This is a genomic window from Bradyrhizobium sp. Rc2d (assembly GCF_900099855.1).
GTDB lineage: Bacteria > Pseudomonadota > Alphaproteobacteria > Rhizobiales > Xanthobacteraceae > Bradyrhizobium.
Genome location: NZ_FNCU01000025.1, coordinates 1 through 18993, shown reverse-complemented (window position 1 = coordinate 18993; position 18993 = coordinate 1). Strand labels below are relative to the sequence as shown.

Genomic DNA, 18993 nt, shown 5'->3' with positions numbered 1-18993 from the left:
GATGGCGACCGGCCATCAATGAGAGAAGCCCCGATGCAGCTGAGTCTCGGCCCCGTCCTCTACAATTGGGCGCCGGAACGCTGGCGCGATTTCTACTTCCGGATGGCCGACGAGGCGCCGGTCGATGTCGTGTCCGTAGGCGAGGTCGTCTGCTCGAAACGCTCGCCGTTCTTCGCGGAGCACCTGCCTGACGTGATCGAACGGCTTCAGCGTGCCGGCAAACAGGTCCTGCTGGGTTCGCTGATCCTGGTGTCGCTGCGGCGCGAACGGCGTCAGACCGAGGAGCTCTGTGCAGCTGACGGCGCCTTAGTCGAGGTGAACGACCTGACCTGCCTCCGCTCGATCAAGGGCCGGCCGCATGCGATCGGTCCCTACGTCAACATCTACAACGAGACCAGCGCGGCCTTTCACGTCTGCCAAGGCGCAGCGCGCATCTGCCTGCCGCCGGAATTGCCGATCTCGTCAGCGGCGGTGATTGCCGCAGCGGTGCCCCAGGCCGTGATCGAGATCTTCGCCTTCGGCCGGGTGCCACTGGCGATCTCCGCCCGTTGCTACCATGCGCGGCTTCACAAGCTGTCCAAGGACAATTGCCGCTTCGTCTGCGAAAAGGACCCGGACGGGCTCGCGTTGAAGACGCTGGACCAGCAGGAGTTCCTCACGATCAACGGCGTCCAGACCTTGTCGCATGCCTGCACCAATCTCGTCGGAGACGTCGCTGTATTGCGCGAGGCGAGAATCAGCTCGCTGCGCCTGTCACCGCAGGATTGCGACATGGTGGACGTTGCCCGAACCTTTCGCGATGTGCTCGACGGACGCAACTCAGCCGAAAGCGCAAGCCGCCGCTTGTCCGATCTTTACCCGGGCGTCGCCTTTGCCAACGGCTTTCTTCGCGGCAAGCCCGGCTTTTCCTTCGCGTGACGTCGCGTCCTGCAAAGCCAGGGTCCGCTTACGCGGGCCTGCCCTTTACCACGCCTACCACGGCTATGAATAGTTGCGCACATCATCTCCCCAGGGTCGTCCTGGCGAAGGCCAGGACCCATACCGCGTGATCCCTCGATTGTGAGCGCTCGCAGTACCGAGCAGCCGGTCTTCGCCAAACTACTCGCCGGGGTAATGGGTCCTGGCCTTCGCCAGGACGACGGCGGCGCTGGCGGTCGGCGCCATTAGCTGGCCAGATATTTGGCGACCGCCGCCTCGTCCCACGCAATCCCGTTGCCCGGCTCCTCGCTCGGCAGCGCAAAGCCATCCTTGATCTGCAGCCGCGTTGCCAGCACCGCGTCGGCCCAGTCGACATATTCCAGCCAATGCGCGGTCGGCGTCACGCACAACAGATGCGCGCTGACCTCCGAGAACAGGTGCGTCGACATCTCGATGCCGGCGGCATGCGCCAGCGCCGCGGCGCGCAGCCAGCCGGTGACGCCGCCGATGCGCTGGACATCAGGCATCACGTAGTCGCAGGCTTCCGCGGAGAGTGCCGCCTGCATCGCGAAGGCGCTGTCAAAATTCTCGCCGATCTGGACCGGCGTGCGCAGCGCGTCCGCAATACGGGCGCTGCCCTCATAATCGTCATGGCGGATCGGCTCCTCGATCCAGGTGAGACCCTCGTCGTCGAGCATCTCGCCGCGGCGGATGGCCTCGGTCACCGTCAGCGCCTGGTTGTAGTCGCACATCAGCGTCACGTGGTCGCCGACGGCCTTGCGCACCGCGCGCACCACGGCGAGGTCCTCCCGCGCATCAGGCCGGCCGACGCGGATTTTGGTGGCCTGAAATCGTTCAGCCAATAGCTTGTGGGCTTCCTCAACCGCCGCGCCGGCCGGCATGACGCCAAGGCCTTTCGAATTGTAGGCCCTCACCGGCTTCGGCGCGCCGCCAAGCAGGCGCGCCAGCGGCAGGCCCTTGCTGCGCGCCAGCGCGTCCCAGGCCGCCATGTCGATGCCGGATTGAGCCAGCCGTTGGAGACCGGCGAGGCCCAGCAGGATGAAACGCTGGGTCAGCTTGCGTTCGATCTCGAATGGCAGCAGCTCGTCGCCGGCGAGCAAGTCCGACATTTCCGTGACCATCGCCGTCAGCGGCTTCAAGGCCGAGGGCGTGATCGAGAACAGATAGGCATGGCCCATTGCGCCCTGATCGGTCTCGCAGTCGATCAGCACCAGCGGCGCTTTGGCGACTGCGCCGGTCGAGGTCTGGAGCGGCAGGTTCATCGGCACGATCACGGGGCGCGCGTGGAAGCGTTTGATGCGGACGGCTTCGGTCATGGGTCTCTCCCGGCGGAGCGGATGAGGTCGGCGCCGATCTTAAGCATCCGTGATCAAACGAAAAGGCGCCTGTTGCGACCACCATGGAATGGGGTTGCGCCCCGCGGGTGAAGTCCGGTGATCCAGCGCGGGTCCGCTCGCCGCTGGAAAGCGCGCTGGCCTCGCTCAAGCCGGCGTGAGGTCGATCAGCGTTGCCTGATTGAGCCCTCGTTGTGGTCGCGAGAAAGGTCTGCTCCCTCTCCCGCTTGCGGGAGAGGGCTGGGGAGAGGGTGTCCCCTCAACGGGACGATCCCCAAGCGGAAAGAGCCCTCACCCGGCGCTTCGCGCCGACCCCTCCCGCAAGCGGGAGAGGTGACCCCGCGGCTCACACCCGCCCGAGGCAGCTCACCGCGCCGCGCCTTCGGTGAACGCTGTTTCGATCACCTCACCGAAAGGTTGCCAGGAACGGCCGTCGAACTGGACCAGCCGCATCTGCTTGATCGGCAGATAGTTGCTCGGCGAGGTAGTCATCCTGATGTTGGGCAGCGCAACGGAGGGGTGATAAGCCTTAAGCGAAGCCGCCTGACGCATGATGTTGTCGCGCGACAAGTCGTCGCCGCATTGCTTCAGCACCTGCGTCAGCGCTTCGGCCGCGGCGTAGCCATAGACTGCCGCGCTGTTGTTGGTGCTTTCGACCTGATGGTATTTGTCCATGAAGGCGAACCAGTCCTTCATGGCGGCATCGTCCTTCCATGCGGGATCGCTCGGATCTTTCAAAAAGGCCGCGGAGATCACGCCGGCGGAGTTCTCAAGGCCGGCCGGCGCCATCGCATTGGCGATCGAGGCCGAGGCGTCGTTGACGATGAAGACCGGATGCCAATTGAGTGAGGCCGCCAGCTTGATCACCTTGGATGCCGTCGACGGCACGCCGAGAAAGACGAAGATGTCGGCGCCCGCGCGCTTGAGGATCGAGACGTGTCCGTCGAGATGCTCGTCGGCAATGTCGAAGGCGATGTCGACGAGGACATGACGGTTCAGGTCGCCAAGGCCTTCCTGGATGCCCTTGTAGAGCATGCGGCCGAACTGGTCGTTCTGCCAGAGCACCACGATCTTCTTCCGGGGATAATAGGCCTGGATGTAGTTGGCGTAGATGCGCCCCTCCGACCGGAACGACGGCTGCCAGCCCATGGTCCAGGGAAACGCGCTTGGCTGGCTCAGCTCCTCGTCGCCGGACGCGACGAACAGCTGCGGGATCCTCTTCTCGTTCAGATACCAGCGCGTGGCGAGATTGCCGGGGGTGCCGAACGATCCGAACATCAGGTGCACGTCCTCGGTCTCGACCAGATTGCGCGTCAGCTCCAGCGCAGTCGCCGGATCGGAATTGTCGTCGCGCGTGATGAAGCGGATCTTGCGGCCGTTGATGCCGCCACGCGCGTTGATCATGTCGAAATAGGCGGCCTCCGCCTGGCCGATGGCGCCGAACTCCGAGAGCGGTCCCGAATACGGCATGACATTGCCGATGCGGATTTCCTTGTCGGTCGTGGGTTGTTCCGCGTGTTGCAGGGACATCGCCCCAAGCGACGCCAAAGCAACGATCAAAACGAACAGCAGCCTGCCGGTGACGCGCATGCTCGACACCTTGATGTTGGCCCCCGAAAAGGTCGGCTCAATCCCCACCAAGGCTGGTTGATGTAGGTCAAGCCTTTGTCAATCGTATGGCTTGATCGCCGGGTTTGATGTTGCAGAGCATTGAGCCAAAACGGCAGGTGTGTTGACGCGCCGCGAATCCTTTCGCTGCGGGAAAGCGCGCTGGCATCGCTCAAGCCGGCGTGAGGCCGATCAGGCTTGCCGGATTGAGCCCCCATTGTGACCGCGAGGAAGGTCTGCCCCCTCTCCCGCTTGCGGGAGAGGGCTGGGGAGAGGGTGTCTCCACAGAGGGACTCCCAACGAGGAGGAAGCCCTCACCCGCGCCTTCGGCGCGACCTCTCCCGCAAGCGGGAGAGGTGAGGAGACCCCGGCTCTATAGCCCCACTGCCGTCAGGCCCGCTACGGCAACCCCCGCGCCTCGAGCTGATGCACCAGCAGCAGTGTCGGCTCGGCGAGGCTGTCGCCGGAGCCGTCGAGGCCGAAGGCGCTCGCGATGCCGTCGCGGCTGCGCAGCAACGTGCTGCGCGGACAATGGCCGGCGCCGCAGAGCGTCTTCTTCAGGGTCTCGCCTTGCGCGACGACGCCGGCGGAATCGTCCGCGGCCCAGGCCAGCAGGATCGGCACGTCGACATTGAGGATGCCGGGGAAGATCGATCGCTTGTTATATTGGCTGGCGTCGCTGCCGAGATAGGCCTTCTCGCTGTCGCTCGCGTCCTTGCCCGCGCGGTAGATGCCGGACACCAGGACGACGGCGGCGACATCGGCGCGGTCGGCCTGAAGCTCGGGATGCGCCAGCAGGGACGCGACGTGGAAGGCGCCGGCGCCGTAGCCGACGGCGACGATCTCGCGGGCATCGCCGTTGAACAGGTCGATATTGCCGTTAACCCAAGACAGCGCCGCCGCGACGTCGCTCGCGCCGGCCGGCCAGGGCGCCGAAGGTGCCAGGCGATAGTTCACGCGCACCCCGATCATGTCGTTGCGCGCGGCAAAGCACATCGCCTGGTCCTGGATCTGCCGGGCCAGCTCCGGCGCCGCGCGGTCGCCGGTGAAGGTGTCGCCGGCCACGAACAGCAGCACCGGCCGGGGCGTATCCGCCTTGGTCGCGCTGGTCGCGACGTCGAGCACATTGGCCTCGCTCTCGCCGTAGCGCAGGCCGCGCGAGAAGGTGACCTGCTCGCACAGCCGCGCGGTGCCGCCGGCGGTCGTGTCGGAATCGGTGAGGCCCACTCGCACGAGATCGGACGGCAGCGACAGCCTGGCCGGCAAAGGTCCATGCGCGGAGGCCGTGGTCATGGTCAAAAACAGGAAAAATGCCAGATAATTCTTCATCGTCGTGCCGGCCTTGCGGGCCTCATATTGGCTCGCCGGTTTGGCCTGTCTTTTCAATTCGCCTCATTAGTTAGCTGGCCTTGAGGCGAATTCACGGCACCTTTGATCGGCACGTGACCGCTTTTGCAACGCAAGTTCGCAGCCGACCGGACGATTGCGCGGCGCGGCTTTTTTATCGCGATCCGTCAAGGCGTTGCCCGGCGTCGTCCAGCCTCGCGCCGGAAACGGCTTTCTACTGTGCATGGGGTTGTTTTCGCAGTTTTTGTTTTGGACGGCCGGCACAGCACGTGCCGGACGCCGCCCGGTGGCAGCTCGGCGATTGCCCTCAAAGGCGCCGAACTGGAAGCGCTGGAGCGGCAATGCTGCGATGCGGCCGATCAAGTCCTGCTCGACCGCGGCATCGATAAGATTTCCTCGCACGTCCGTGATGGAACCTAATGGCGACTGGTGCGACTTACATATGACGCGGGAAGTAACGTGCGAGGCTGTCATGGCAGAGAAGCATACCGCCGATCCGGCAGAGATCATGCGGGCGACCGGTCATCCTGAGCTGGAATATGCCGCCGGCTGGACCATCGCCGGTCTCGTCACCATCGCCGCCATCGTCGCCGCCTGGGTGTTCGCAATTTAGGCAGCTGGAAACTGGAGCTCGAAGGCCGCACCCTCGTCGGTCGGCTTGAGTCTGATTGAGCCGCCATGGCTCGCCATCACCGCGCGTGCAATCGCCAGCCCCATCCCGGTGCCACCCTGGTCGCGGCGGGTGGTGAAGAAGGCGTCAAAAATCCTGTCGCGGTTGGGCGCCGAGATCGGCTCGCCGTCATTGCTCACCGTCAGCAGCAGGGTCGTGCGATCGAAGGTCGCCTCCAGCCTGATCGTCCTCGCCCTGTGCCGCACCGCATTGTCGGCGAGATGCGACAGCACGATCAGCGCCTTCTCGCCGGACATGCCGATCGCCCGGTCGAGGCTGCCGCTGGCCGATATCGCGCTTTCCGGAAACCGGCTCTTGAGATCGGCAATCACGGGGGCGAGCTCGGTACGTTCGTTCTGCGGCAGGCTTTCGGCGCGGGCGAGTTCGCGCAGCCGCTGCGCCATTGCCTCCAGCCGCTGGGTGTCGGACAGGATGTTGGTGATGAACGTCGTCTGCTCGGCCGGCGTCAGGCTGCCCGATTTGCCCTGAAGTGAATCCTGCAGCAGCTCGGCCGCGCCCTTGATGGAAGTGAGCGGCGATTTCAGCTCGTGGGTGAGGTGCGCCGAGAACGTCGCGATATAATCGGAGCGCCTTGCCAGCTGCTCGGCCATGCCGAGGAAGCTGTGCGAGAGCTGGGCGAACTCGCGCGTGCCGTAATGCCGGAGCGGCCGGAACGCCTCGCGGTCGCCGCGGCCAATTCTGGCGGCGCGGTCGATCAGCTCGCGCATCGGCAGCGTGATGGTGCGCGAGAAGACGAGGCCGATCGCGATCGTGCCGAGGACCACGGCGAGCCCCGCCAGCACGAACTTCGCCCGCTCCTGGTAGAGATGGTCAAAAATGTTGTTCGGCGTCCGCGTGGTGTAGATCACGCCGGCGACGCGGTTGTTGACGATGACCGGCATCGCCGAGAACACGTGCACGCCGAGACCGCGGCTGAAGGAATAGATCGGCGGTGGCGGCTTGTCCGGCACGCGGTTACGCAAGGTGGCGCGGTATTGCCCGTGCAGCGCGTCCGCGACCTCCTCGATATGGGCGAGCGACTGCCCAACCTCCTGGCGCCCGGCGATCACCACGCCCTGCGGATCGAGGATGCGAAAGCCCGCCAGCGTCACCTTCTGGGTCTCGCGGATGATCGGCGTCAGTTTTGCGCCGATCTCGACATAGGCCTGCTCCGCCTCCCGGGGAGCGGCCTGCGCATCCGGCCGCCGCCGCAACAAATCATTGGCGGTGAGGTCGAGCGCGGGACGGATCGGCGTGACCTGGTCGCCGGGATCCGGCAGCACGCCCGGCGACACCTCGGCGCCGAGCGTCAGGCCGCTGTCGAGCCTTGCAATGACTTCCTGAGCATAGATCGTCGCGAGCACGCGGCTCTGCGCGATCAGCTCGGCCTGGGTCTGGCGAATGAGCTGGTTGTCGTAGAGGCGGAAGAAGAACAGGCCGACCAGCGGCAGCACGGCGACGGTCGTCAGCACCGTGAAGATGACGAGCCCAAGCGACGGCCGCCATTTGTCGGGCGCCGCGCTCATGCCTCTTTCTCGCAGCGGCCGAGCTTGAAGCCGACGCCGTGGATGGTCTCGATGACGTTCTCGCAATTCAGCGCCGCCAGCTTAGCGCGGATGTTGCGGATGTGGCTGTCGATGGTGCGGTCGGAGACCTGGATGTTGAGCTGATAAGCCGCCCGCATCAGCTGCTCGCGGTTGAACACCGAGGTCGGCCGGGTCAGGAACGCGCGCAGGATGCCGAACTCGATCGCCGTCAGTTTCAGCGGCGTGCCGGCGAAGGTCGCGACATGTTGCTCGGGATCGATCAGGAGGCCGCCTTGCGACAGTGCGGCCGGACTTGCCTTGATCTCGCCGTTGCGCGGGCCGAGACGGCGCAGGATGACGTTGACCCGCGCGACCAGCTCGCGCGGGCTGAACGGCTTCGTTACGTAATCGTCGCCGCCGATCTCGAGGCCAAGGATACGATCGATCTCCTCGTCACGCGCCGACAGGAACAGGATCGGCACGTCGGAGCTTTTGCGCACCTCGCGGCAGACGTCGAGGCCGTCGAACTCCGGCATGCCGATGTCGAGCACGATCAGATCGGGCCTGTCGGCGGCGAAGCAGGCGAGCGCCTCCTTGCCGTCGCGCGCTTCGATCACGTCCATGCCGGCCTTCTTGAGGGCGACACGGATGACCTCGCGGATGTGGCCTTCGTCGTCGACGATGAGAATGCGATGCGCCAAGAACCTCTCCGCTAGCTCGTCAGCCTGCCGGTTGGCTGCCGGACTGAGCTTTCGCCTGGGCGTCCAGCCTGCGCTGGAGCCTCCAGTTGCGAAAGCCCCAGCTTCGCCACGCCAGATCCCGGCGCTGCTGTTCTACAAGGCGGTCGCGGCGCGACACAAGGCAGCTCTCGGGGGTGCCAGACCGCAGCAAGATGGCCTTGTCGATGGCGGGCAGGGCCTGCGGCCCGAGTGTCAGGAGATAGTTGATGTCGATCTGCACGCCTTGACCTGATGCTTCTCGGCTGTGGGCGACATTGTAGTCGGCAATGAAGGCATCGAAGTTCACGAGCGAGCAACCATAGAGCACGATCGCGAGCGCGATCAGATTGACGCCGACGAGCCATTGGTTGGACCGGTTGAGAGCGATGCGGGCCACGATCAGGACCAGTCCGAGCGCGACCAGCCCCATCCAGATGAAGGCTGCGATCCGCCAGTAGGTCAGCATGTAGACGTCGACATAGAGATCGAGGCGGAGGATGGACGAGGCGACGAGCAGCACGTTCTGGCCCACCCAGAGATAGACCAGCGGCCGGATCACCTTCGATTTCTCGGCCGGGCCACCGGGGCGCATCGCCACCAGCACGAAGGCGGCGGCGAGCAGGGCGGTTACGATCAGCGGATAGGCGCCGCGATGGGCGTACCACGCATAGGTCAAATTGTCGGGCAGCGCCACGTGGCCCCAGAGATAGATGCCGTCGAGAATGGACTGTGCCGCGAACAGCAGGTTGAACAGGATCAGCGAGCGCAGGATGGTGGAGGGACCGAGAAATTCCGCCGAGACTTGGGACGGGAGCGGCGGCGGCATGGGACCATCGGCAACGGTCGTGGTGACGATCGTCTTGCGCCGCCAGCGTACATGGATGAACGGCCAGACCAGCGCCAGCATCAAGGCCCAGAACAGCACGCGCGGGATGCTGACATATTGGAGGATGAGTTTCGGATGAAGCAGGGACACCCACTGCTCGATCACCGGATTGGCCGCGGCAAAGAGTGCGATGAAGACGGCGCTGAGCGCTGCAGGCATCAGCCAGAGCGCGATGCCGCGGGTGAACGCCGACGCGTTGAGTACCTGGGGCACATCGAGGAAGAACCTGAAGGGACCGAGCAGGACGAAGTTGCGCAGCGCGCAAGCACGGTCACCGAGCCCCGTCGTCTCCGGGTTGGTCGTAAGCAATAGTGCGGTGAGCAGCGCCGTGACGAGGATCAGGAACGACAGCGTGTTGAGCTCCTCGATGGCCGGCACGAGGCCGGCGACGAGAATGGCGGCGCCGATCGTCGCGCGACGCAGATCCAGCGCGGCATGATTGAAGAGCATCGATACGCAGGCCGTCGCGATCGCAAAGAGCGCCAGCGACAGCCCGATCCGTTCGCCGTAGAACAGCCAGTCCGCCAGCGCAGCCAGTGCCAGCGTGCAGCCAAGCTTGGTCGCAATCGAGGAATGCCTGATCGGCTGGAGGTCCGCTGCTATCGTCGAAGCCAGACTCGTCATGTCCAAGAGACCTTTCGTGGATGTGGCATCACGAAGTCTGAACGGTGCTTGTGCAGAAGCCGCGATCATCGTCTGCACGGTTTCAGGAGTCTTTTGCAGTTTTCGTGCAGGCGCGCGTTTGCCGCTCGCGTAACGCAAATCGCTTTGATAGGTGCGAAGCATTCGCCACTCCTCGCACGTGATGCATCATGCAATTGATCCGCCGCATCGGTCTCATCCTGCTCTGGCTTGCCGCGCCTCTTGCCGCATCAGGAGGGCGGCATCGTGGGACATCTCGCGCCGCCGCTGACGAAGGTGCCTGCGCTGGCGACGCTCAGCGGGCCCGCGCCCGACGATCAGCAGGCCAAAGCCGAAGAGTTCGGCCGTATCCACGGGCGCGAGCTCGCGGGCCTTGGCGTCAATCTCAATCTCGCGCCGGTGCTCGACCTGAAGCCGCCGACGAGGCGCAACCGCCTCGATTTCCACACGCTGATCGGCCAACGCGCGATTGCGACCGATCCCGCTGTCGTCAGCACGATCGCGAGCGCGTATGTGCGCGGGCTGGAAGAGTCAGGCGTCGGTGCCACGCTGAAGCATTTTCCCGGCATTGGCCGCGTGCGCACCGACACCCATCATTTCAGCGCCAACCTCGATGCGCCGGTGAAGGAGCTGGAAGCAACGGACTGGCTCCCATTTCGCGAGGTGCTGTCGCATTCGCGCAGCGCGCTCATGGTCGGTCATGTCACGCTCACCGCTGTCGATCCCGATCGCGCCGCCTCGCATTCGAAACGCGTCGTCGAAGGAATCATCCGCGACACCTGGAACTACCAGGGCGTGGTGATGACCGACGATCTCGTGATGGGCGCGATCTACCAGCACGACGTCTGCAAGTCCGTGGTCGAGGCGATCAACGCCGGCGTCGATCTGCTGCTGATTGCCTATGACGGTGCGCAGTTCTACCGCGTCTTCGCCTGCGCGCTGGACGGATTGCGGAGGGGCAAGCTCGACGCGACGATGCTGCGCGCGAGCGCGGCGCGGCTGGACAGAGGTTTCCCGGCCGAGCAGGCGCGAGCCGTCTCACTCACTGGAAGTACACTTGAGACAGCGCGTGCCGCCTTGCGCGCGAGGGGTGGTTGAACGCGGCGCGCATCCGCGCCAGGCAACTGAGGACCTCGAGATGGCGAGCATTTCGCGCAGCGGGGAGTGTTACGGCGTCACCGCGCCGCGTTCGACCGCGTGCGGAGCCGTCAGCTTCTTCCAGGTCGAATTGGCCAGATGTACCGGCGAAAATGGCGGCCGCTCGACATAACGGCCGTCGCCGGCCTCGGCGCGCAAGCTTCCATCCTTCCACGCGATGCGGCCGCGCGATAGCGTCACCGTCGGCCCGCCGATACAGGAAAAGCCCTCGAACACGTTGTAATCGATCCGGCTCATCTGCCGCTTGGCACTGATGGTCCTGGTCGCCTTGGGATCCCACACCACGATATCGGCATCCGAACCGACGGCGACAGCACCTTTCCGCGGGTAGATGTTGAGGATGCGGGCGATGTTCGCCGAGGTCACCGCGACGAATTCTTCCTTGGTCAGCCGCCCGGTGGCGACGCCCGCGGTCCATAGCAGCGCGAGGCGGTCTTCGAGGCCGCCGGTGCCGTTCGGGATCTTCCTGAAGTCGCCGAGGCCGAACCGTTTCTGCGCGGTGGTGAAGGCGCAATGGTCGGTCGCGACCACCTGGAGCGAGCCGGCCTGCAGGCCGGCCCACAGGCTGTTCTGATGCGATCTGTCGCGGAACGGCGGTGACATCACGCGCTGCGCGGAATGATCCCAGTCCTGGTTCTGATATTCATCCGCGTCGAGCAACAGGTGCTGGATCAGTGGTTCGCCATAGACGCGCTTTCCGGCCGCGCGTGCCCGCGCGATCGCCTCATGCGCCTCGCGGCAGCTGGTGTGCACGATGTAGACCGGCGTGCCCGTCATGTCCGCGATCATGATGGCGCGGTTGGTGGCTTCGCCCTCGACCTCCGGCGGCCGTGAGTAAGCGTGGCCTTCGGGTCCGGTGACGCCGCGCGCGATCAGCGCGTCCTGCATCAGGGCGACGACGTCACCATTCTCGGCATGGACCACCGGCATGGCACCCAGATGGGCGCAGCGCGCGAATGAGTTGTAGAGCTCGTCGTCATTCACCATCAGCGCGCCCTTGTAGGCCATGAAATGCTTGAAGGTGTTGATGCCGTAGGTTTTGACCACGATCTCCATCTCGTCATGGATCTGCTTCGACCACGACGTCACGGCCATGTGGAAACCGTAGTCGGAGGCCGCCCTCTCGGATTTGCGGCGCCAATTCTGATAGGCGGCGAGCATCGACTGACCGGGATCGGGCAGGCAGAAATCCACCACCATGGTGGTGCCGCCGGCGAGCGCCGCCTTGGTGCCCGATTCGAAATCGTCGGCGGTGACGGTGCCCATGAACGGCATTTCGAGATGGGTATGCGGGTCGATGCCACCAGGGATGACGTAGGCGCCGCCGGCGTCGATCACTTCAGTGCCGGTGGGCGCATCGAGCGAGGCCCCGATCGCGACGATGGTCTCGCCGTCGATCAGCACGTCCGCGCGGCGCGAATGATCGTGATTGACGACGGTGCCGCCGCGGACGAGAAGGGGCATGAAGGGCTCCGGAAGAGGTGAGGGGACGTCTCGCTGCGAAGGCTAAGCGCGGCGACCGCGATGCGACAGGCGAAATTTTAGTCAGCCTTCGCCGATGCTTTCGCCGCGCTGCTCTACTTTGCGTGGGCGACCAGCCCATCCAGCATTGCGCGCACGAGGCCTGCGATTTCCTTGCGCAGCGCCGGCAGCGGCACGGCGACCAACTTCTGTTCCAACCCCAGCGCCACCATGCCATGGACCGCCGAGAACAGGCTGCGCGCAGTGGTGCTCAACTCCTCCGGGCTGCGCTTGGGAAGTAGCGCGGCCAGCGGCTGGTAGATGTGGCGGAACAGCTGCATCTGGTCGTGGATCGACCAGTCGGGGACGATCTTGTCGGCCTCCATGCGGTGCTCGAACAGCGCCCGCCAGAGCTGGAGATTTTCGGCGGCGAAATCGCAATAGGCGATGGCAATGCGAACCAGCGCCTCCTGGGGCGACGGCTCGCCAACGCCCTCCGCCGCGCTGAGCGCCTCGTCGAGCCGAAGCAGCGTGCGCGAGCCGACGCGCAGGATCAATTCGTCGACATCGGCCACAAGATTATAGACCGCGCCATTGGCGCAGCCGATCTCGCGGGCAAGATCGCGGGTCTTCAGGCCTGCCAATCCTCGTTCAGCGATCATCCGCTCCGCCGCCAGGATCAGATCGGCTCGAAGTTTCTCTCGACGTTCCAAGGCCTTAGACATTTACTTACCAGGTTTGTGAACATCGTTCAAAAATATCTTGAGCAATGTTCAAGATATGCTACAAAGCATCCGTGAGCAATGCTCATAACAGGGAGAAACAAATGTTCAAGACCGTAGTGACCCTTTTCCGCGGCAGCGTGGCCGCTGCGGGCGAGGAACTGGAAGACCGGACTGCTCTTCTGATCCTCGATCAGCAGATGCGTGATGCGGCCGCGGCCGTCGAGCGCAGCAAGCGCACGCTGGCGCTGGCGATCGCGCAGGACCAGCAGGAGGGCCGCAAGCTCGAAGCGACGAATGCCCGCATCGCCGACCTCGAGACCCGTGCCGTTGCGGCGCTCGACGGCGGCCGCGAGGACCTCGCCAAGGATGCCGCTGAAGCCATCGCGGGCTTGGAGGCTGATCGCGATGCGGCAATGACGGCGCGCGCGCTGTTCGCGACCGAGATCGCGCGGCTGAGGCGCCACGTCGCCAGCGCGCAGGCCCGCATCACCGAGCTCGACCGCGGCCGCCGTATTGCTCGTGCCTCGGAAGCGGTGCGCTCGCTTCGTCGCGGCGGCATCGAGGCTGCACGTCCCTACGAATCCACACTGCCGGAGGCGGAGGGCACGTTGAGGCGTCTGCGCGAGCGGCAGATGGAAGCCCAGGCCGCCGACGATGCCCTGGTCGAGCTCGACGCGGCTACCGGTCCGCTCGCCACTGCCGAGAGGCTAGCCGAACAGGGCTTTGGTCCCCGGCTCAAGACGACCGCGGAGGACGTGCTGGCGCGGTTGAAATCCAAGCGCATGCCGTCAGCCTGATCTCACATCCGATCCCTCGAACCCAATCATCATTCGAACCGACAGGAGACCCATCATGAACCAGAACGGCCAGCCCCACAGCAGCGCTTGGGTGAGCTTCACTTACGCGTCCTTCGCAGCCTCCGCCTTCCTCGTCGCCATCGGCATCTTCTTCCTGCCGATCGACCTCTGGATGAAGGGCTATCTCACCATGGGCATCGTCATGCTGATCCAGACCTGCATCACGCTGACCAAGACTGTGCGCGACAATCACGAGAGCAGCCGGCTCGTGAACCGCATCGAGGATGCCAAGGCCGAGCGGCTGCTGATGGAAGTGTCCAAGGCGGCTTGAGGAGACCAGCGCGGGAAAGGAGCGCTCTGCGCAGGGCGGCTGATGCCGAGCATCCGCCGCCCGCTGTATTTCCGGTCATTTGCCACATTCGCGGCATCGTCTGCGAAATGCAGTCGAGCCGTCATGGCAGGGCGTTGCGCCCATATGTTGCCGAGAGCCTTCTCGTGCATACCGAGGACTGGCACGTGATTGTCGAGGTCAGAGCAGGCTTTGCCGATTGTGATTTGAACGCAGGTGCGATATGGCTCTCGCGCTTTCCAGAGCCGGAGACGAGCTTTGTCAAAACAATCCCTGCGTGAGGAGGCCGAGCGCCTGATCCGCGAATCGATGGAAAAGAAGACCATCGTCGTCAAGCAGGGCGCCACCCGCATCGAGGCCGTCTGCGGCAAGTGCGGCGCGCCGAACCGGGTGCAGGCGGAAAAGGGTCAGACCCGCGTCAAGTTCGCCTGCAAGAATTGCGGGCACAAGCAGGAGACGCTGTAGGGTCGTTCGCCCGAACTTGCCGTGCGCGAAGACTCTAACCCTCATCCTGAGGAGCCCGCTGAGCGGGCGTCTCGAAGGATAGAGGCCGAGCTGCGGCAGCGGGGCCTGCATGGTTCGAGACGCGCGCAAGGGCACGCTCCTCACCATGAGGGTCTGCTAGTTACTCTCCCTTCACGAATTTCGCGAATGCATCCGCATAGTCCGGATGCCAGCGCGACAGCGGCGGACGGTTCTCGATGATATCGCCGGCGGCCCACAGCATGCGCTTCTCGTCGAGTGCGCGGGGCACGTCATTGTCCGGGCATAGGATGTAGAAGTCGCCGGCCTCGAGCCGCGCCAGCATGAAATCCACGGTCTGCTCCGGCGTCCAGGCGCCGGCGGGCTTCTCGGTGCGGCCCTTCGCGGTGAGACCGGTGAAGACGAAACCGGGAATGAGCAGATGCGCGGTGATGCGGCAGTCCCTGGTATTGCGCAGCTCGTGCTGGAGGGCTTCCGTAAAAGCCTTCACGCCGGCCTTGGAGACATTGTAGGCGGGATCGCCGGGCGGAGTGGTGATGCCTTGCTTCGAGCCGGTGTTGATGATGAGGCCGGATTTGCCGCGCGCGATCATGCCGGGCGCGAAGATGCGCGAGCCGTTGATGATGCCCCACATGTTGACGCCGATGATGCGTTGCCAATTGTCGGGCCCGGCGAACAATGTGCTGCCGGGCTGGATGCCGGCATTGTTCATCAGGATATCGGTGCCGCCGAAGCGTTCGCACACGGCGCGTTCCAGTTCCATCACGCTCTCGGCCTTGCTGACATCTACGGCAGACGTCATCACATTCCCGGCACCTGCGACGGATGACAGTTTTGTTGCGGCCTCAGCCAGCCGCGGCTGATCGACATCGGCGATGCACAGCTTCATGCCGGTGCGCGCAAACGCCGCGGCGGCGGCAAATCCGATGCCGGACGCGCCTCCGTGATCACGGCAACGTTGTCTTTGACGATGGCGGGATGTGACATGGCGGGGTCTCCGGCGAAGCTACATTGCGCTCCATCGCGTTATAGCACGTGCCTCGTGCGACCCTGCACAAGTCGGCATGGGAGGTCTTCGCTCCGCGCCGCCTTTACGCCTCTCCGGCGCGGCTGTATTTTATGCGACGAACGATCCCGCGCAGATCGAACCAATCAATTCACCTGACAGGGAGTGCAGCCATGGCTGTGTCGCAGGCTATTCCGATCACGCGCCATCCATTCGCGAACGGGTCCTACAAGCAGATGCTGATCGACGGGAAGTGGGTCGATGCTGCCTCAGGCAAGCGCTTCGAAACCCGCAATCCCGCCACCGGCGAGCTGCTCGCAACGGTTGCCGAAGGCGACAAGGAAGACATCGACCGCGCGGTCGCCGCCGCACGTCGTGCGTTCGAGGGTCCCTGGAGCAAGGTCAAGCCGTTCGAGCGGCAAAACCTGCTCTTGAAGCTCGCCGATCTCGTCGAGAAGAATTTCGATGAATTGTCGCAGCTCGACACGCTCGACATGGGCGCTCCCGTCAGCCGCACCCGCGCCTATCGCCTGCGCGCGATCGGCATGCTGCGTTACTACGCCGGTCAGACCACCGCGATCCATGGAGAGACCATCGAGAACTCGCTGCCCGGCGAGATCTTCTCCTACACGCTGAAGGAGCCGGTCGGTGTCGTCGGCGCCATCATTCCCTGGAACGGGCCGCTGACGGCGACGATCTGGAAGATCGGCCCGGCGCTCGCGACTGGCTGCACCGTGGTGCTTAAACCCGCCGAGGAGGCGCCGCTGACCTCGCTGCGCATCGCAGAGCTCGCGATGGAAGCGGGCGTGCCGCCCGGCGTCATCAACGTCGTTCCCGGCTATGGCGAGACCGCAGGCGCGGCGCTCGCCTCGCATCACGACGTCGACAAGGTCGCCTTCACCGGCTCGCATGTCACGGGCCAGTCGATCATCCGTGCGTCGGCCGGCAACCTCAAGCGCGTCTCGCTCGAGCTCGGCGGCAAGTCGCCGGACATCGTGTTTGCGGACGCCGATCTCGATGCCGCGGTGCCGGGTGCTGCGATGGCGGTGTTCGCCAATTCGGGGCAGATCTGCAGCGCCGGCACGCGTCTGTTCGTCGAGCAGTCGATCTACGAGGAGTTCGTCGGCCGTGTCGCCGAGTTCGGCAAGAACCTGCAAGTCGGCAACGGTCTCGATCCCAACGTGCAGATCGGCCCGCTGGTGTCCGAGCAGCAATTGGAGCGCGTCACCGGCTATCTCGACATCGGCCAGAAGGAAGGCGCCAAGGCGCTTGCCGGCGGCGCCCGTGTCACCGACGGCGCGCTGTCGAAGGGCTTCTTCGTCTCGCCGACGGTGTTTGCGGGCGTCCAGGACAATATGCGCATCGCGCAAGAGGAGATTTTCGGGCCCGTCATCTCCGCGATCGCCTTCAAAGACATAGACGAGCTAGTCAAGCGCGCCAACGCCACCACGTTCGGCCTCGGCTCCGGCCTGTGGACTCGCGATGTCAGCAAGGCGCATGCGGTGGCGAGGAGCCTGCGCGCCGGCTCGGTGTGGGTGAATTGCTACCAGACGATGGACCCGGCCGTGCCGTTCGGCGGCTACAAGATGAGCGGCTACGGCCGCGAGTCCGGCAAGCAGCACGTCGAGGAATATCTCAACGTGAAGGCCGTCTGGGTCAAGACGGCGTAAGACCTGCTCTCTTCCGCGTTCCGTAAGAGGGAATATTTGATTTCGTGGGGCGGCGCTTTTCCGGTGGCCGCCCCTCGCTGTATGATCCGCATCCTTCCATAAACATTCGGGGCCAGCATGAAATTTCCGGCGTTGTTCAAACCGTTGCAGGTCGGTCCATACAGGCTTGCGCATCGCGTCGCGATGGCGCCGCTGACGCGGATGCGGGCCGAACGCGAGAGCTTTTCGCCGCGGCCGCTCAACGCGGAATATTACGGCCAGCGCGCGACGCATGGCGGCCTGATCATCGCCGAAGCGTCCCCGGTGCTCTCGCACGGCCGTGGCAATCCGGCGACCCCCGGCATCTATTCGGAGACGCAGATCGCGGGCTGGCGCAAGGTGGTCGATGCTGTGCACGCCAAGGGCGGCATCATCTTCCTCCAGCTCTGGCATGTCGGCCGCGTCTCGCATTCCTCTTTCCACGGCGGCGCGCTGCCGGTGTCGGCCTCGGCGATCCCGATCAAGGCCGACGGCATGAAGGCGATGACCGCCGACGGCAAGATTGCCGATTACGAGACGCCGCGCGCGCTGGAGACCGAGGAGGTCAAGGGCATCGTCGAGGCGTTCCGCCAAGGTGCCAAGAACGCGCTCGCCGCCGGCTTCGACGGCGTCGAGATCCACGGCGCCAATGGCTATCTGCTCGAGCAGTTCCTGCAATCGCGCAGCAACCAGCGCACCGATCAGTATGGCGGCGGAATCGAGAACCGCGCGCGGCTGCTGCTCGAAGTGACCCAAGCCGCGATCGAGGTCTGGGGTGCGAATCGCGTCGCCGTGCGGCTGTCGCCACACGGTATCGCCAATGATTCCGGCGAGGGCGATCCGATGCCGCTCTATACCCATGTCGTGAAGGCGCTCGACAAGCTCGGTCTTGCCTATCTGCACTTCATCGAGCCGCGCTCCAGCGGCGCCGGCCGCGCCGACGTCAACTGGCAGAACGTGCCGTCCGCGATGGTGCTGTTCCGCCCGCTCTACAGCGGCGTGCTGATGACCGCCGGCGGCTTCACCGGCGAGACCGCGAATGCGGCGATCGCCGAGGGACACGCCGACATCATCGCCTTCGGTCGCATCTTCATCTCCAACCCCGATCTGCCGCGCCGGCTGGCGCACGATTACCCGATCACGCCGTACAACCGCGCTACGTTCTATGGCGGCGAAGAAAAGGGCTATACGGATTATCCGGTGCATGACGAGCTGACGCCGGCGTAGGGACCTTCGTAGCCCGGATGGAGCGCAGCGAAATCCGGGATTCGTGCCAGCGTCGAGATTCCCGGATTGCGCTTCGAGGTTGGGCAAGAATCCTAGCCGTTTGGGTGAACGAGTGTACGATTCGGTATGACGAATCGCATGTTCAAGACCGGGGTGAGCCGGGATCAGGTCAGCCTTCTGCCCGCGCGGGTGGAAGATTATGTGGGTCGAGAGAACCCGGTTCGGGCGATCGAGGCGTTTGTCGCAGCGCTGGACCTTGAGCGGCTTGGCTTCGGTCATGCCGGGTCGGGTGGCGGGGCGGGACAACCGCCTTACGATCCTGCCGATCTGCTGAAGCTCTATCTTTATGGCTACACCAACCGGATACGATCCTCGCGCGCTCTTGAACGCGAGGCCGGCCGCAATCTTGAGCTGATCTGGTTGATGAA

17 protein-coding genes and 2 pseudogenes are annotated in these 18993 nt (G+C 64.7%); 10 read left to right on the top strand and 9 right to left on the bottom strand.

All coding sequences use genetic code 11. The annotated features are described in order from the left end of the window. Window positions 1–33: 33 nt before the first annotated feature. Window positions 34–918 carry a ubiquinone anaerobic biosynthesis protein UbiV gene (gene ubiV / locus BLV07_RS27065; RefSeq protein WP_176945780.1) on the top strand — a complete coding sequence of 295 codons (885 nt, stop codon included), beginning with the start codon at window positions 34–36 and terminating at the stop codon, window positions 916–918. Between the two features lie 245 nt (window positions 919–1163). On the opposite strand, the gene BLV07_RS27060 is transcribed toward ubiV, so the two are convergent. The 3 genes from BLV07_RS27060 to BLV07_RS27050 form a co-directional block, all read right to left on the bottom strand. Next, entirely contained in the window at window positions 1164–2255 is a 1092-nt protein-coding gene (locus tag BLV07_RS27060) for an enolase C-terminal domain-like protein (protein ID WP_091892045.1), read from the bottom strand. A gap of 384 nt (window positions 2256–2639) precedes the next feature. Continuing rightward, entirely contained in the window at window positions 2640–3863 is a 1224-nt protein-coding gene (locus tag BLV07_RS27055; protein WP_176945779.1) for an ABC transporter substrate-binding protein, read from the bottom strand. 417 nt (window positions 3864–4280) lie between these two features. Next, the gene (locus BLV07_RS27050; protein WP_091892203.1) at window positions 4281–5210 is read right to left on the bottom strand and encodes an alpha/beta hydrolase; all 930 of its coding nucleotides are present in this window, start codon (window positions 5208–5210) and stop codon (window positions 4281–4283) included. A 123-nt stretch (window positions 5211–5333) separates the two neighbouring features. Here BLV07_RS27050 and BLV07_RS47760 point away from each other — a divergent pair, with 123 nt between their 5' ends. Further along, on the top strand, window positions 5334–5648 hold the full coding sequence (locus tag BLV07_RS47760) for a hypothetical protein (RefSeq protein WP_176945778.1): 315 nt from the start codon (window positions 5334–5336) through the stop codon (window positions 5646–5648). A 52-nt stretch (window positions 5649–5700) separates the two neighbouring features. After that, the gene (locus tag BLV07_RS47755; RefSeq protein ID WP_164934688.1) at window positions 5701–5841 is read left to right on the top strand and encodes a hypothetical protein; all 141 of its coding nucleotides are present in this window, start codon (window positions 5701–5703) and stop codon (window positions 5839–5841) included. On the opposite strand, the gene BLV07_RS27040 is transcribed toward BLV07_RS47755, so the two are convergent. Genes BLV07_RS27040 through BLV07_RS27030 form a run of 3 tightly spaced genes read right to left on the bottom strand, consistent with a single transcriptional unit; the run spans window position 5838 to window position 9653 of the window. Continuing rightward, window positions 5838–7424: an ATP-binding protein gene (locus BLV07_RS27040; protein WP_091892043.1), complete on the bottom strand. Its 1587-nt coding sequence runs from the start codon at window positions 7422–7424 to the stop codon at window positions 5838–5840. The two genes, BLV07_RS47755 and BLV07_RS27040, sit on opposite strands and share 4 nt — an antisense overlap. Next, a complete protein-coding gene (locus BLV07_RS27035; protein WP_091892041.1) occupies window positions 7421–8125 on the bottom strand; it encodes a response regulator transcription factor in 705 nt (234 codons plus the stop codon). Before BLV07_RS27035 ends, BLV07_RS27040 begins: the two co-directional genes overlap by 4 nt. 19 nt (window positions 8126–8144) lie before the next feature. Further along, a complete protein-coding gene (locus BLV07_RS27030) occupies window positions 8145–9653 on the bottom strand; it encodes a DUF4153 domain-containing protein (RefSeq protein WP_176945790.1) in 1509 nt (502 codons plus the stop codon). 246 nt (window positions 9654–9899) lie between these two features. Here BLV07_RS27030 and BLV07_RS27025 point away from each other — a divergent pair. Beyond that, window positions 9900–10769: pseudogene (locus tag BLV07_RS27025) on the top strand (glycoside hydrolase family 3 N-terminal domain-containing protein); the annotation flags it as partial. A gap of 69 nt (window positions 10770–10838) precedes the next feature. Here BLV07_RS27025 and hydA read toward each other — a convergent pair. Together hydA and BLV07_RS27015 are read right to left on the bottom strand one after the other, a co-directional pair. Next, window positions 10839–12293 (bottom strand): dihydropyrimidinase, encoded by a 1455-nt coding sequence (gene hydA, locus BLV07_RS27020; protein WP_091892039.1) that lies wholly within the window; start codon window positions 12291–12293, stop codon window positions 10839–10841. A 113-nt stretch (window positions 12294–12406) separates the two neighbouring features. Beyond that, a complete protein-coding gene (locus BLV07_RS27015) occupies window positions 12407–13015 on the bottom strand; it encodes a TetR/AcrR family transcriptional regulator (RefSeq protein WP_091892037.1) in 609 nt (202 codons plus the stop codon). A 101-nt stretch (window positions 13016–13116) separates the two neighbouring features. Here BLV07_RS27015 and BLV07_RS27010 point away from each other — a divergent pair, with 101 nt between their 5' ends. The 3 genes from BLV07_RS27010 (at window position 13117) to BLV07_RS27000 (ending at window position 14626) form a co-directional block, all read left to right on the top strand. Then, window positions 13117–13812 (top strand): PspA/IM30 family protein, encoded by a 696-nt coding sequence (locus BLV07_RS27010; protein ID WP_091892035.1) that lies wholly within the window; start codon window positions 13117–13119, stop codon window positions 13810–13812. 55 nt (window positions 13813–13867) lie between these two features. Then, window positions 13868–14143, top strand: coding sequence for a YiaA/YiaB family inner membrane protein (locus BLV07_RS27005; protein ID WP_061846546.1), 276 nt, complete (start codon window positions 13868–13870; stop codon window positions 14141–14143). 276 nt (window positions 14144–14419) lie between these two features. Beyond that, window positions 14420–14626: a hypothetical protein gene (locus BLV07_RS27000; RefSeq protein ID WP_008543990.1), complete on the top strand. Its 207-nt coding sequence runs from the start codon at window positions 14420–14422 to the stop codon at window positions 14624–14626. A 160-nt stretch (window positions 14627–14786) separates the two neighbouring features. Here the strand turns inward: BLV07_RS27000 and BLV07_RS26995 are convergent. Then, window positions 14787–15631, bottom strand: a pseudogene (locus BLV07_RS26995) (SDR family NAD(P)-dependent oxidoreductase). A 192-nt stretch (window positions 15632–15823) separates the two neighbouring features. Here BLV07_RS26995 and BLV07_RS26990 point away from each other — a divergent pair. The 3 genes from BLV07_RS26990 to BLV07_RS26980 all read left to right on the top strand — a co-directional run. Then, a complete protein-coding gene (locus BLV07_RS26990) occupies window positions 15824–17320 on the top strand; it encodes an aldehyde dehydrogenase family protein (RefSeq protein ID WP_091892030.1) in 1497 nt (498 codons plus the stop codon). A 117-nt stretch (window positions 17321–17437) separates the two neighbouring features. Beyond that, the gene (locus tag BLV07_RS26985; protein ID WP_091892028.1) at window positions 17438–18565 is read left to right on the top strand and encodes an alkene reductase; all 1128 of its coding nucleotides are present in this window, start codon (window positions 17438–17440) and stop codon (window positions 18563–18565) included. A 138-nt stretch (window positions 18566–18703) separates the two neighbouring features. Beyond that, the coding region (locus BLV07_RS26980; RefSeq protein ID WP_176945690.1) for a transposase at window positions 18704–18993 on the top strand (290 nt) is incomplete at its 3' end.

Excerpts from the sequence above, each read along its gene's own strand:
- hydA (WP_091892039.1), bottom strand. The coding sequence starts at position 12,293 with ATGCCCCTTCTCGTCCGCGGCGGCACCGTCGTCAATCACGATCATTCG.
- BLV07_RS27040 (WP_091892043.1), bottom strand. The coding sequence starts at position 7,424 with ATGAGCGCGGCGCCCGACAAATGGCGGCCGTCGCTTGGGCTCGTCATC.
- BLV07_RS27050 (WP_091892203.1), bottom strand. The coding sequence starts at position 5,210 with ATGAAGAATTATCTGGCATTTTTCCTGTTTTTGACCATGACCACGGCC.
- BLV07_RS26985 (WP_091892028.1), top strand. The coding sequence starts at position 17,438 with ATGAAATTTCCGGCGTTGTTCAAACCGTTGCAGGTCGGTCCATACAGG.
- BLV07_RS47755 (WP_164934688.1), top strand. The coding sequence starts at position 5,701 with ATGGCAGAGAAGCATACCGCCGATCCGGCAGAGATCATGCGGGCGACC.
- BLV07_RS27060 (WP_091892045.1), bottom strand. The coding sequence starts at position 2,255 with ATGACCGAAGCCGTCCGCATCAAACGCTTCCACGCGCGCCCCGTGATC.
- BLV07_RS27010 (WP_091892035.1), top strand. The coding sequence starts at position 13,117 with ATGTTCAAGACCGTAGTGACCCTTTTCCGCGGCAGCGTGGCCGCTGCG.
- ubiV (WP_176945780.1), top strand. The coding sequence starts at position 34 with ATGCAGCTGAGTCTCGGCCCCGTCCTCTACAATTGGGCGCCGGAACGC.
- BLV07_RS26990 (WP_091892030.1), top strand. The coding sequence starts at position 15,824 with ATGGCTGTGTCGCAGGCTATTCCGATCACGCGCCATCCATTCGCGAAC.
- BLV07_RS27030 (WP_176945790.1), bottom strand. The coding sequence starts at position 9,653 with ATGACGAGTCTGGCTTCGACGATAGCAGCGGACCTCCAGCCGATCAGG.
- BLV07_RS27015 (WP_091892037.1), bottom strand. The coding sequence starts at position 13,015 with ATGTCTAAGGCCTTGGAACGTCGAGAGAAACTTCGAGCCGATCTGATC.
- BLV07_RS27005 (WP_061846546.1), top strand. The coding sequence starts at position 13,868 with ATGAACCAGAACGGCCAGCCCCACAGCAGCGCTTGGGTGAGCTTCACT.
- BLV07_RS27055 (WP_176945779.1), bottom strand. The coding sequence starts at position 3,863 with ATGCGCGTCACCGGCAGGCTGCTGTTCGTTTTGATCGTTGCTTTGGCG.